Annotated in this window: 10 protein-coding genes; 2 read left to right on the forward strand and 8 right to left on the reverse strand. The window is 44.1% G+C overall.

All coding sequences use genetic code 11. The features are described 5' to 3' along the window. Nucleotides 1–63 precede the first annotated feature (63 nt). The 8 genes from VIM91_RS08630 to VIM91_RS08665 all read right to left on the reverse strand — a co-directional run bounded on the left by VIM91_RS08630 (nucleotide 64) and on the right by VIM91_RS08665 (nucleotide 10,667). Nucleotides 64–462, reverse strand: a complete 399-nt coding sequence (locus VIM91_RS08630) for a hypothetical protein (protein ID WP_331864416.1) — start codon at nucleotides 460–462, stop codon at nucleotides 64–66. 247 nt (nucleotides 463–709) lie between these two features. Continuing rightward, entirely contained in the window at nucleotides 710–1,762 is a 1,053-nt protein-coding gene (locus VIM91_RS08635) for a virulence RhuM family protein (RefSeq protein ID WP_331864417.1), read from the reverse strand. Continuing rightward, the gene (locus VIM91_RS08640; RefSeq protein WP_331864418.1) at nucleotides 1,755–4,982 is read right to left on the reverse strand and encodes a type ISP restriction/modification enzyme; all 3,228 of its coding nucleotides are present in this window, start codon (nucleotides 4,980–4,982) and stop codon (nucleotides 1,755–1,757) included. Before VIM91_RS08640 ends, VIM91_RS08635 begins: the two co-directional genes overlap by 8 nt. 116 nt (nucleotides 4,983–5,098) lie before the next feature. Further along, complete coding sequence (cmoB, locus tag VIM91_RS08645) at nucleotides 5,099–6,094, reverse strand: tRNA 5-methoxyuridine(34)/uridine 5-oxyacetic acid(34) synthase CmoB (protein WP_414719627.1); 996 nt, start codon at nucleotides 6,092–6,094, stop codon at nucleotides 5,099–5,101. A gap of 14 nt (nucleotides 6,095–6,108) precedes the next feature. Beyond that, nucleotides 6,109–6,849 (reverse strand): carboxy-S-adenosyl-L-methionine synthase CmoA, encoded by a 741-nt coding sequence (gene cmoA / locus VIM91_RS08650; protein WP_331864420.1) that lies wholly within the window; start codon nucleotides 6,847–6,849, stop codon nucleotides 6,109–6,111. A 1-nt stretch (nucleotide 6,850) separates the two neighbouring features. Then, entirely contained in the window at nucleotides 6,851–8,491 is a 1,641-nt protein-coding gene (locus VIM91_RS08655; RefSeq protein WP_331864421.1) for a sensor domain-containing diguanylate cyclase, read from the reverse strand. Nucleotides 8,492–8,541: 50 nt separating this feature from the next. Continuing rightward, nucleotides 8,542–9,756, reverse strand: coding sequence for a DUF3095 domain-containing protein (locus VIM91_RS08660; protein ID WP_331864422.1), 1,215 nt, complete (start codon nucleotides 9,754–9,756; stop codon nucleotides 8,542–8,544). After that, nucleotides 9,753–10,667 carry a LysR family transcriptional regulator gene (locus VIM91_RS08665; protein ID WP_331864423.1) on the reverse strand — a complete coding sequence of 305 codons (915 nt, stop codon included), beginning with the start codon at nucleotides 10,665–10,667 and terminating at the stop codon, nucleotides 9,753–9,755. Before VIM91_RS08665 ends, VIM91_RS08660 begins: the two co-directional genes overlap by 4 nt. 108 nt (nucleotides 10,668–10,775) lie before the next feature. Here VIM91_RS08665 and VIM91_RS08670 point away from each other — a divergent pair, with 108 nt between their 5' ends. Both VIM91_RS08670 and VIM91_RS08675 read left to right on the forward strand, forming a co-directional pair. Further along, nucleotides 10,776–11,471 (forward strand): pirin family protein, encoded by a 696-nt coding sequence (locus VIM91_RS08670; protein WP_331864424.1) that lies wholly within the window; start codon nucleotides 10,776–10,778, stop codon nucleotides 11,469–11,471. Between the two features lie 22 nt (nucleotides 11,472–11,493). Further along, entirely contained in the window at nucleotides 11,494–12,027 is a 534-nt protein-coding gene (locus VIM91_RS08675) for an NAD(P)H-dependent oxidoreductase (RefSeq protein WP_331864425.1), read from the forward strand. The last annotated feature ends 265 nt before the right edge of the window (nucleotides 12,028–12,292 follow it).

Genomic DNA, 12,292 nt, shown 5'->3' on the forward strand with positions numbered 1-12,292 from the left:
AGCCCATCATTATGGCAAACTCAAGCGTAAATGCAATCCGTTTGAGTTTGAGTTAGTAAAGCTTTAGCTTGGTACATCAAAGTTACGTAAGGCGGTGCGATAGGCATTGAACGGGCTCAATAAAGCATCCGCTACAATCATAGCAAACCCAATCCAATGATAAAAAGTTGGGGTTTGATCTTGTGCGATCCATAAAAAAGTCATTAAGCCGGTCGCCAATATCACCGCCAAAATGGCCCAAAACTGATCCAGTAAAAAAGCCCCGCTGCCGACATCGCCAGATTTAAAAATTTCAATAAACAACACCACCAAGGCCAACACAATAAACACGTAACCGGCCGTGCCTAGCATAGAAATACCCAATATTTGCATCGCAATTAAATAGGCAATCACTAACAACATCCAAGGAAAGCGGCTGATTTTAGATAAGGTGGATTTAGTTGAAACCGTCACGTTTGACATAAGTTGATCCTCTTTTGTTTGATTTTATCGTTTAAAAATAGGGCACCTCGATTAACCCCGAAGGGGCTTAGCCAAGTTCGCTAGCTCAGCTTTGTGAACGTTTTCAAGGTCTAGACATTCCTTCACTTTCACGCCTTGACCTGACAAACTTGGCGTTGCCAGAGTTTATTGGGGATTAATCGAGGTGCCCAATATTAACCCCGAATAAAGTACGGCTAGCATCAGCTTACTTAACTTAATAAGTTTGTTATTTTTTTTCCAACTTTTGTTTTATCTGCAATATTTGAGTTAAATCCTGTTCACCTTGTTTTTCTAATAAAACGCGGCGGTGTTCGGCATAACGTTGGTATTCATGTTGTGCTTTCTGGTCAGCCTGGTGTTTGGAAATTTGGCCGGCATTATCGAGCACTTCTCGATCATTAAAGGCCAAAAACTGATCCAATTTTTGTTGCCAATCCTTTAAAAAAACCTGTTTACGGCGCAGTGCTTGGTCTTCGGCAAAGTCTAACCACATGGTCACGATGCGATTTAGTTCAGCAATTTCATTTTCGTTTAGATAGTTTTTGGCTACCGTCACATCGGCTTTTGTCACTTGCTTGCCCTTGGTTGATGTGAGTCCCATATTTGGCTGTTCGGCATTCGCGCGCTGGTGAATAATTTCGGCGGCCGTTTGTCCGCTTACTGCGAAATGCAATTTATTTTGCATCACGCGAAAAAATTGTGTGGTTTCTGCACTAGACGACTCATAATCCGCTGCCATCGCAAAAATTTCTTTGACCCGTAAATACATACGGCGCTCACTGGCGCGAATGTCACGAATGCGGTCTAACCACTCATCAAAATAATCGGGGATGCCTGAGCCTTCTAGCGGTGGATTTTTTAGCCGCTCGTCATCCATGACAAAACCTTTGCGCAAATACTCGCTTAAACGTTCATTTGCCCAGCGTCGAAATTGTGTACCACGAACGGATCGTACCCGAAAACCAACCGCTAAAATAGCGGGTAAAGAATAATGCTCAATTAAACGAGAAACCTGCCGTGCGCCTTCTTGTCGAACTATCCGGAATTTCCGGATAGTTGCCGCTTCATCCAGCTCCTGCTCGGCATAAATGGTTTTTAAATGTTCATTTATGGTACGCACATCTTTTTGATATAGCTCAGCCATCAACGCTTGCGTTAGCCAAATTGTTTCATCTTCAAAACGGCACTCCACCCGCGTTTTACCATCATCAGACTGATAGAGTAAAAACTCACTATAAGGCGCATCGGGTGTGTTTTCGATTGACTCATCTTCACTCATTCTGTTCTCCTTGTGGATACAACACCTTATCAACCTCTTGCATTAAGCGGGCGGTTTCAGTAAGTGCGACGATGATTTTTTGGTAGTGCAGAATATCGTCAAAACTCAGCTGGCGGCCTTGGCGGTCTTTTAGCCATTTTTGCGCCGGTTGATAACCGCCAATATAAAACAACCAGGCCTGGTGAGGTACGTTATCGAAATATTGGGTATCGTTAATCCAGACTTTACCTAGCTTATTGTCGGTTTCTGAAGTAGGTTCATAGCCCGGGCTGGTTTTAGAAATTTTGCGGGTGATTTTATTATCGCCGCCGATGGGGTATTGGGTCATCGGCGTGTCGAGTAAGGTCGATTCCATTAAATGTAATAAACGGATTTGATCGCCGAGTTCGACCAGTTGCCAAAAAGTGTCCGGGTTCGGATAAGGCACACGCGGGAAGTCGCTTTTCAGGAACTCTTTATAGGTGTCGCGGTAAGTGGGGCTGTGCAACACCGCATAAATATAATCGAGTATATCGATTGGGGTGAATTGGGTTTTGGAACCACGAAGACACGAAGGCACGAAGGATTTATCCGGGTTCTCAGCGGCAAACGGCAGATTGAGCGCGGTTTCAAAGGCTTTGATTTCATCGGGGTTTAAATTGGGAATGCGTTCGCTACCGTCTTCGGGATAAAGGTAGAGAGGGAAAGTAAGAGTAACATCATACGCACTAAAAGATTTTCTCCCACTTAAACCATTAGTAATAAATGCTCCAACCTCATCTTTAGTTACTTTCGTTGTCAATAATGCTGTATTTGGTCTTAGTTGATGGCGCATAACTTGGTCACGAGGATAAGCCATAAATCCTTTTGATTTTCCCGTGTAGAGCGTTTTGCGGTAATCAAATGGGCGGTAAGTTATAGATGTAATTTCGCCACTATTTTCTTTAACATCGGCTTTTGCAAAGCCGACCTGCCAATCTCTACCGTCCTTTTTGGGCGAGAATTGTGCTCTAAAATCTTCTGCTTCTAGTTCAATAAGTGCCTGTTTTACAAGCTTGACTTCTGATTCAGTAAAGTGAATACACACGTCGTCTCTTTCTGTAGTAATGCCTGTTGCATTAAGAGGCATTAAGCTTTCAATTGAAACTCCAAGTTTATAGGTGGCTTCTAATTCTTGGTTTTTTGGGAAGAACTCATAATTTGGTGCGACAGGGTTTAAAGTTTGGAAGTCAATCGCACTTAGGTTACGAGCTAAGTAGTCGTATTTTTCTTTTCGCTTTCCAAACAACTCTGCGTGATAAACTTTGCCTAAATCACCAGGCCTGGTGATATGAGTGCCATTTTTAATAAACAGGTTAATCGAAACGCCTTGCATAATATCGAAGACGTTTTCGTCTTTAGAGCCATCAGGTGCGGTTTCTTTCTTTTTGCTGTTGCCGTGCAAATCTAAGATATAAATTTCGTCAAAGGTTTCGAGCAGGTGTTTGCGCATTTGGCGGTGAATCAACCCGTCAATAAACGAGTTATTGGTAATAAAGGCTAAAACACCTTCGCCGTTTTTTTCAATAAAGTGCTGACCGTAACGAATAAATTTGATGTAGTCATCCGATAAGGGTTGGATATTGCGTTCATTCAGGTCTTTTTTATAGTCCTGTACCAGGTTTTGAATCCACTCGCCTTTATTGGTGCTGCTCACCGAATAAGGCGGGTTACCGATCACCACCATGACCGGGGTGTCTTTTTTGACCGCATTGGCTTCGCGGGATTCATTACTCAGCCATTGCGAAAATAAGGTGTGGGTGTCGGGGTGGTATTCTTCCAGCGAGTTGGTGAGGAAGATACGCAAGCGGTTGTCGGATTGTTTGCGTTGCTCGGCGCTGTAGCCGGTTTCGCCCAGCAGCATATCCAACTTTAGATGCGCCATTGCATAAGACGCCATCAGCAATTCAAAGCCGTTTAAGCGTGGGATTAAATGTTCCTCCACATAACTCGGCCAAATGCCTTGCATATGCTGAAAGCGCGTTTGATAAAGGAATTTGACTACTTCGGCTAGAAAGGTGCCGGTGCCAGTGGCGGGGTCGAGAATTTGTACGCGATGGACTTCTTTTTCATAAGTTCGCCAGCCACTTTTTGTCCGGTTATCTTTAACTTGAGACTGCAGTTCAATTTTCGTTTTGCTGTTATCCGCCAGGCCATCTTTTAAACCGAACTTGGTTTTTAAAATCTCATCCACCGCGCGCACAATAAAACTGACCACTGGTTCGGGCGTGTACCAAACCCCACGCGATTTACGCAAAGACGGATCGTATTTGGCGAGAAAGGTTTCGTAAAAATGAATAATCGGGTCGGTTTGCGCGGTGCTTTTGCCGTAGCCATGCAGAATACTTTTAACATCGGTATGGCGAAACACTTCGGCGAGGTTATCGACGGTGGTGAGGATGCGGTCGTCGATATTGTGTCCGGCAATTGACTGGAATAGATTGCGCAGTAATGGATTGGATTTTGGAATCAGGCGCGCGGCTTCGTCGCGGTCGAAAGTTTGTAAATCCGGGTCGTGATAACGTGCGGCGAACATACCATAAGCGAGGGTTTGCGCATAGAGATCCGCAAACTGTTTGGGTTCGAGATCATGAATCAACATATCGCGAAAAATATGATATTGATTGGTGAGTTCGCTTTGCGTTTCATTGTCGAGATCGGCTTTGAGTGCGGCTTCGAGAATACTTTCTAATAAACGCGCTTTGCCTGCCATGAGTTCGGCAAGTTTGCCGGGGTTTTTAATGGCTTGGGTGACTTTGATCGAGAAGTCACGAATATAGCTTTCAAATAGGTTAATCGCCCGGTGGTCAATTTCGTATTTTTGTGGGTTATCAAATGCGGGTTGCGCCAATCGGACTTCGGCGACTTTTTCGCCTTTGACAAAAAATTGAAACCAGATATAGTCGGTAATAATGAGGTTGTCGAGGGCTTTTTTGTAACGGCTAAATTGTTCGTTGTAGCTTTTACTGTTTAGGTCTTTACCAACATCTTTGGCTTCGATGTAACCAATTGGCACGGTTTTGTGAGTGATGACGAAATCCGGGTTACCGCAGTCTGTAATTTGAGAAGGCTCGTTGGTAATGTTGTAACCGGGTAATAGGTGGGTAAGTAGTTGCTCTAAATCGGCGCGGAAAGTGTGTTCGCTGGTATGGCCTTGGGCTAATCGAGAATTAATTTTGTCGATATACTGAATAACATCCATAAGGCTTCTATTTCCACTAAAAATTAAAGCCTTAGTTTACTGGATGTTTAAGTGTTTTTGCGGGGTTTTATGGTTTGGCGGTTTTAAGCCAACCACCAGGCCTGGTGGTTGTGAAATTAACTCGGTTTGTTTGCAATCATGACGGCACGCAGTGGCGCTGGATAGCCTTCGATGGTTTTGCTTCGGTCGTTGGGGTCAAGGAAGTCTTTTAATGAATTCCATTGCATCCAATCGGTGGTGCGTTGTTCATCGGTTGAGGTTTGGTCGAGATCGACACAGCGTACATTCTCAAATCCGCAACGTGTTAACCAATGAGCGAGTTCTTTCACCGATGGCAAAAACCATACATTTCGCATTTGGGCATAACGGTCATCGGGTAAGAGTATTTGGCCGTGTTCTGGTGGGATGACCAAAGTTTCTAAAACTAGTTCGCCACCTTTTTTCAGCTGGCGTTTGAGTTCATCAATGTGATCGATCGGTGAGCGGCGATGATACAACACGCCCATTGAAAATACGCTATCGAACTCGCCACCGTATTTCGATTCGGGTAAGGCTTCTAGGGGTAATGGCAGAAAAAAGGTTGCGGTTTCGCCGATAAATTGACGTATCGCTAAAAACTGCGCCATAAATAACAAACTTGGATCGATACCTATGACGAGCTTGGCGCCTTCGCCTGTCATGCGCCAAAGGTGATAACCGCTGCCACAACCGACATCTAAAATTTTGCGATCTTTTAAAGGGGCGAGATGTGGCAGTACGCGATCCCATTTCCAGTCCGAACGCCATTCGGTGTCAAGGTATAGCCCTTCAATTTCAAACGGCCCTTTTCGCCAAGGCATGAGTGCGCGCAAGGCGGTTTCGAGTTGTTGGCGTTGCTCGGCGCTAAAGTGTTCGGATTGCGCCAGGATGGCGGCGCGATTAAGTTCCACTTGCTCTGATGGATTGAATGTTTGAATTGTATCTAACGCGGCAAGCCAGCGCGGAAGATTTCCATTACCTTCGGGATGAAGCGCGGCTTCGATGAGCGGATCGAGCGCGTCTTGCCAAAATTCTAACCGAGTATGTTCGAGTTGGGGCCAAAGTGTTTTAAGATGTTGTTTCACGTGGAACACTCTTATTTTGTTGGTTATTTAATCGCTAAAAAAGAAGCGAAATTATACGCCTGTAACCAGATGGCGTGATGTTGAAAACCCACTTTTTTAAGTCGTTCAATATTCTGTTCGGGCGTGTCGCTGATTAATACATTTTCGAGTGATGCGCGTTTCTGGCTAATTTCTAGCTCGGAATAACCGTTTGCACGTTTAAATTGTAAATGCAGGTGTTCAATCGCGTTTTGAATGCTTGAGTCACTAAAGTGCACTTTTTCCGACAAAATTAGCGCGCCGCCTGGATTTAAGCCATCATATATTTTTTGGATTAACGCTTCTCGCTGTTCGGGTGCAATGAATTGTAGAGTGAAATTGAGCACCACTAATGAGGCATTTTGAATATCGATATTGGCAATATCATTGAGTTGAAAGTCGACTTTAACATCCGAGTGAAACGCGGCCAGATAGGTTTTGGCGCGTTCAATCATGGCGGAGGAATTGTCGACCGCAATGATTTCACAGGGCGTGGTTTCAAGTTTACGTCGGACGGTCAGGGTAACGGCACCTAACGAACACCCCAAGTCATAAATACGAGTATGGGGTTTAACAAACTGGGTGGTGAGCTCAGCAATACCGGCCAAAATAGTTTGGTAACCGGGTACTGAACGCTGAATCATATCAGGGAAAACCGATACCACGGATTCATCAAATTGAAACGCGCCTAAGGCTTCATAGGGTTGGGCGTAAAGGGTATCTTTTGAGTGGTGTTCTGGTTTCATTTTAGGACTCATGGTTGTGAAATAAAACGCAATTTCGACCTGCTTCTTTGGCTTTAAATAAAGTTTGGTCGGCGAGATGAATAACATCTATTGGATCGCGCTGATCATTCGGCCAACTGGCTGCGCCGATTGTACAACCGATTGTTAGACTGCGTTGCTCAATTACAAAGGGTCGGTTCAAATTTTCGATGATCCGGTTTGCAATATCCGTCGCCACCTCAATGAGATTGCCTTTTTCAATCATGAGTATGAGTAAAAACTCATCTCCGCCGAGACGCACTAGGTAGTCGCTTGATTTGATGCTGTTATGCAATCTTTGTGCGACGTCTTTTAATAATAGGTCGCCAATATTGTGTCCGTGCTTGTCATTCACCTCTTTAAATTTATCTAAGTCCATATAAAAGAAGGTTAAGCTGGCTTGTTTTTGCATGGCTTTAGGGCAGGTTTGTTTTAAATACTCATCCAGCGCAATGCGGTTGGGTAAGCCGGTTAAATGGTCGTGATGTGCTAATTGTTTCATATTTGCCAGTGCACTTTCTGTTTGCGTCAGGTTATGCACCATGCTGCGCAAAGAATTGGATAAGACTTCAATATCTTTTAGGCCACGATCTATCGGAATTTCGATGTTATTACCCTGGCTGATTTGTTTGGCGGATTTTGATATTTCTTCTAGAGGACGTGCGATTCGACTGGCTAGGTGCCAGCTAATGTAGGCAAAGATTAAAGCAAACAGGCCACCGATCAGCCACACGAGCAACTGCAGTTCATTAACGGCATAGAAGGCTTGGTTAAGCGGTTGTCGACTTAAGATAGTCCAATCCAAGCCAGGATAGTTTTGATAGCCTTTTGTTTGTATAAATCCGGTGATGTATTTTTTGCCATCCGGCCAGGTTTCAATTCGATAAGCGTTTTCGCCTTTTCTGGCGAGTTGAACACTTTCAAGCGACAGGGTTTGGCCGAGGTATTTTTGGGGACCTAAAATGACGCTATTGTCTTGTTTGCTGATCACCAGCATTTCGAGTTGTTTGTGCTGCTTGAAAGGGCTCATTATTAGTTTGCGTACTTCTTGTGCCCATTGCCAACTTAAGTGTGCGGCCAGAATACCCGTTAGATTTTTATGTTGGTCAAAGATGGGATAACTAATGTCGACAAACTTCATCGGTGCGCCAGTTGGATTGGGGAGTAAGTTGGCTAATAAAACGGCTTCGTGTACATCACCGAAAAAAGGCTGTTGAGTTGCTTGATTAAAAACCGGGCGTTGCGCGATATTTTGACCGAGTAACATTTTGTCCGAAGCCGCGAGTACGTCACCTTGTGGGCTAAGGTAACCAATCCATGAAAAGGCCGGAATTTTGTGTTGAAGCTCATCCACTACATGCTGAATCTGGTCAAGTGACGTTGCACTTTTAAATAAATCCAAGCTGGTTAGCATGGCTATCTCGGTCGAACGAGACCACATGTAATGGTCGAGTTTATCGGACATTAAATAAGCCGATTCCGCTAGGTTTTGACCGGCTTCGTTTTTTATATAGTCGCTGGTTTTATACCAAACGGTAAAACCTAAGATGAGTGTAAGCGCTGTAATAGTGAATACTAAATAGAGCGATAAATAAGTTCTCAAGCTAAAGGAACGTTTAATCATGAGATATCCATTGTTTTTTTATTAATGATTCTCAATTTACCTTGTTGAACTTATTTATTCAATCGGTTCGGATGTTTTGGTAAGTCGGTTTGTATCTGGCGTTTTAGTGCTTGTGCTGCCAGCGCATAGCCGCCGTCGGCACCATCAACGAAGTGCATATGGTCCACGCCGGTTTTGCTGATTAAACAGGTGACGATGGCCGCATTACTTTTATGCACACCATAATAAAGCTGACCAAGTTGAAATTGATTTTCAAGCCAATCAATAAGATTCTGACAATCGGCTTCACTAGCACTCAATACGGTTCGGTACATGTCGTCCAGTTTGCGATAGTCGGAGTTGGCGACAAAGTCGGTTTTGTAGTTGCCCCACTCGGCTTGTCCATGCTTGATTTTGTATCGCATAAATAACTGGCCAATTATATTCTCATAACGCAGCTTCCATAGAGTCTTGAATTTTTGCCAAGCGCTTTTATGAAAAGCTTTAACCTCAAGTTCTCCCATTAAAGTTTGTGCTTTAAAACCCAGCTGCATGCCTTCTGTGTTAATCGGGTGGTGTTGGTTTTCATCACCGACACATTGACGAATTTTTGCTTTGAGCTGGCTGTAGAGAGTGAGCTGTTGATTGAGTTCGATTTGGCGCGGTTTGACCAGAATACTCAGGGTGACTTCTTTGGGGCTGGGAATACGGTTCCACCGGCATTCGAAACCTGAGAAATCCACCATTTGTTCATTATCATTTATTGGCAAAATATATTGTGGGTCTTGCTTAATCAGACGGTCGGCTTCGGACAAGCCGCCACCGATGAAAACCGCTTGCTCAAGACTGGCGTTTTTTTGGAAGCGGGCGACCAACACTTTGGCTTTGGGCTGAATGACACGGTAGGGCACACAGCCAATACGTAAATTTAAATCGAAACTGTCGCGTGCCAATTGTGCTGAACCAATTAAAGCTGACTTCACCGCTTCGAGTTGACTGGATGGAATACAAAAACTGCCACCATCGCCGCCAAAAACATAGGGAATGCGCAAGGGTTTGACCGCGTTGGTGATGGCCGCGACCGTGGCGCCACCCAATGCATTAATGGCACGATACTGTCCGGCTTGAATTGCTTGAGTGGAGTTGACCACATCGGTGACAACAATCCACCAATCAAGTGGTAATTCTTCAAAATGATGCAGGTGTAAGATGTCTTCAAAATCTGTGATGACATTTAGATTTTGGTAAAAATGCTCATGGGATAAAACCGACTGGCTAGGATTCATGATTTATGTTGGCCGGTTTGAAAGTAGTTAATCGCCAAGTCGACAAAGGCTCGTACTTTGGCCGATAAATGTAAGCGGTGTGGATAGAGTAAGTAAGCGGATTGTTGGGATTTTTCAAATTCGCCTAGTACACGTACCAGTTGTCCGCTTTTGATTTCTTCATCACACATAAAACTGGGAAGACGCCCTATACCGAGGCCATTCATAATCAGGGTTTTTTGCATGGGCAAGTTATTGCATTCCACTAGGTTTTCGACATCCACATGGATGGTTTCGTTATTTTCGTTACGGTATTCCCAGGTAACTGGCACTTGGTTGTACATGTATTTTATCGCCAAGTGGGATTTTAAATTGTGTGGGTGTTTGGGTTGACCGTATTTATCAAAGTATTCAGGCGTGGCCACGGTAATAAACTCAAAATCGAGCAGTTTTCGGCTAATTAAGTTTGAGCTTTGCGGCTGACCCATACGCACACACAAATCAAAGCCTTCGCCAATCACATCGACTAATCGACTGCTGAAATCGACTTGCAGTTTCACCTGTGGGTATTGCAATAAATACTGGGTCACAATGGGTTGCATATGTGATTGGCCGAAGCTATTTGGCAGGCTGATTTTAAGCCGACCGGTTGGACTGTCTTGCAGTTGAGTAATGCTTTGTTCGGCCTCATAAGCATCAGTCACAATTTGTTTGGCTTTTTCGAAATAGACCTGGCCCACGTCTGTCAGACTTAAACTTCGAGTGGTTCGGTTGATTAATCGCGCACCGAGTCGTTTTTCCAGTTTCGTAATGGCTTTACTAATATGCGAAACCGCGTGTCCAAGTTGGGTCGCCGCGCCACTAAAGCTGCCGGATTCAATCACTTGCACAAAAATAGTTAAGCCTTCGAGTGAATCTTTTTGATTAATCATACGGGTGCCAACTTTTCTCTTATGGAAAAAGTAAATTCATAATTAGCATCTTATCATCCATACAAGAAAAAGTTAAACTTTGACCGTTAACTAAATAAGGAGAATGAAATGTTACGTTTAAGACCTTCTCAGGAACGCGGTTATGCCGAGCATAGCTGGTTAAAATCCTATCATACGTTTTCTTTCTCGAGCTACTTTGATCGTAATCATATGCATTTTCGTAGTTTGCGTGTGATGAATGAGGACTGGATTGATCCGAGTGCGGGTTTTCCAACGCATCCGCACGATAATATGGAAATTATCACCTATGTGATTGAGGGGCGTGTAGCCCATAAAGATAGCATGGGCAATGTCGAAGAAATTCAGCCGGGCGAAATTCAATGCATGAGTGCGGGTACGGGTATTACGCACAGCGAGTTTAATCCGTCGGATACCGATACCACGCATTTGTATCAAATTTGGTTAATGCCGGCGAAAAATAATATTAAACCGACCTATCAACAAATTCGTTATGATCAGGCCGCCTTGGGGGATTTAGTGCTATTAGCTTCTCAAGACGCTAGAGATGGCGCGGTATTTATTAACCAGGATGTGGATTTGTACCGTGCAGAAATGCAAGCCGGCCAAGAGGTGAAATTTGATATTCGTCCTGGTCGTGGCGTGTGGATTCAGTTGGTTAAAGGCGAATTGGATGTCAATGGGGAATCTATGCAAACCGGCGATGGTTTGGCGGTAGAAGAAGAACCAGGCCTGGTGATGACCACCGATTCGAAGGCCGAGTTTTTATTATTTGATTTGTGTTAAGGCAAGAGATTAGAGGAAAAATATGAAATTTTTAGCGATTAGTGGCAGTGTTAGAAACGGTTCATTAAATACGTCATTATTACGTGCGGCCGCCGATTTGGTTCCAGAAGGTGTGACTATGGAAGTTCGCACTTTGAACGGCATCGAGTTGCTGGATCCGAATACATTAGAAGCTGGGTTTCCAGATTTAATTAATCAATTAGCGATCGACTTAAAACAAGCCGATGCGCTCGTTTTGGCGTCACCGGAGTTTAATTATTCGGTCACGGCGGCGATGAAAAATGTGATTGATTGGCTGTCGATTCACCCTGAAAAACCGCTAAAAAATAAACCCACCGCGATTATGAGTGCCAGCCCAAGCGGGCTAGGTGGTGCACGTGCCCAATATCAGTTACGTCAAATGCTGATTTATCCAGATGTCAAAGTGTTGGCGGTGCCAGAAGTGATGGTAGGTAATGCCTTTGAACACTTCACAGCGCAAGGTGAACTCACCAATGACAACACCAAGGCATTAATTAAAGAACAAATGCAGGCGTTGAAAGATTTGTGTGCCTGAGCTTTTTGAAGATTTAAGCGTTACTCTAGTTTTAACCCGCCCATTAAAATGGCGGGTTTTTTTATGCTTATTTTTGAATCACCAGGCCTGGTGGTGCAAAATCGGTTAAAATCCAGCCACTTAAACCGATTTGGAAACATTCTGTGGCATTTTGGCAAATCAAATCTGACTTTTCTCAAGCATTAAGTGCAAGTGATCATGAGCATTCGGCGATTGATGGTTTGCGTGCGATCGCGATTTTAATGGTGATGGCGTTTCACTCGCT

Source organism: Thiomicrospira sp. (genome assembly GCF_036568485.1).
In the GTDB taxonomy this organism is placed as follows: domain Bacteria; phylum Pseudomonadota; class Gammaproteobacteria; order Thiomicrospirales; family Thiomicrospiraceae; genus Thiomicrospira.

Bases quoted from the DNA above. Each gene is read 5' to 3' on its own strand.
- VIM91_RS08630 (WP_331864416.1), bottom strand. From the start codon at position 462: ATGTCAAACGTGACGGTTTCAACTAAATCCACCTTATCTAAAATCAGC.
- VIM91_RS08635 (WP_331864417.1), bottom strand. From the start codon at position 1,762: ATGAGTGAAGATGAGTCAATCGAAAACACACCCGATGCGCCTTATAGT.
- VIM91_RS08640 (WP_331864418.1), bottom strand. From the start codon at position 4,982: ATGGATGTTATTCAGTATATCGACAAAATTAATTCTCGATTAGCCCAA.
- cmoA (WP_331864420.1), bottom strand. From the start codon at position 6,849: ATGAAACCAGAACACCACTCAAAAGATACCCTTTACGCCCAACCCTAT.
- VIM91_RS08655 (WP_331864421.1), bottom strand. From the start codon at position 8,491: ATGATTAAACGTTCCTTTAGCTTGAGAACTTATTTATCGCTCTATTTA.
- VIM91_RS08660 (WP_331864422.1), bottom strand. From the start codon at position 9,756: ATGAATCCTAGCCAGTCGGTTTTATCCCATGAGCATTTTTACCAAAAT.
- VIM91_RS08665 (WP_331864423.1), bottom strand. From the start codon at position 10,667: ATGATTAATCAAAAAGATTCACTCGAAGGCTTAACTATTTTTGTGCAA.
- VIM91_RS08670 (WP_331864424.1), top strand. From the start codon at position 10,776: ATGTTACGTTTAAGACCTTCTCAGGAACGCGGTTATGCCGAGCATAGC.
- VIM91_RS08675 (WP_331864425.1), top strand. From the start codon at position 11,494: ATGAAATTTTTAGCGATTAGTGGCAGTGTTAGAAACGGTTCATTAAAT.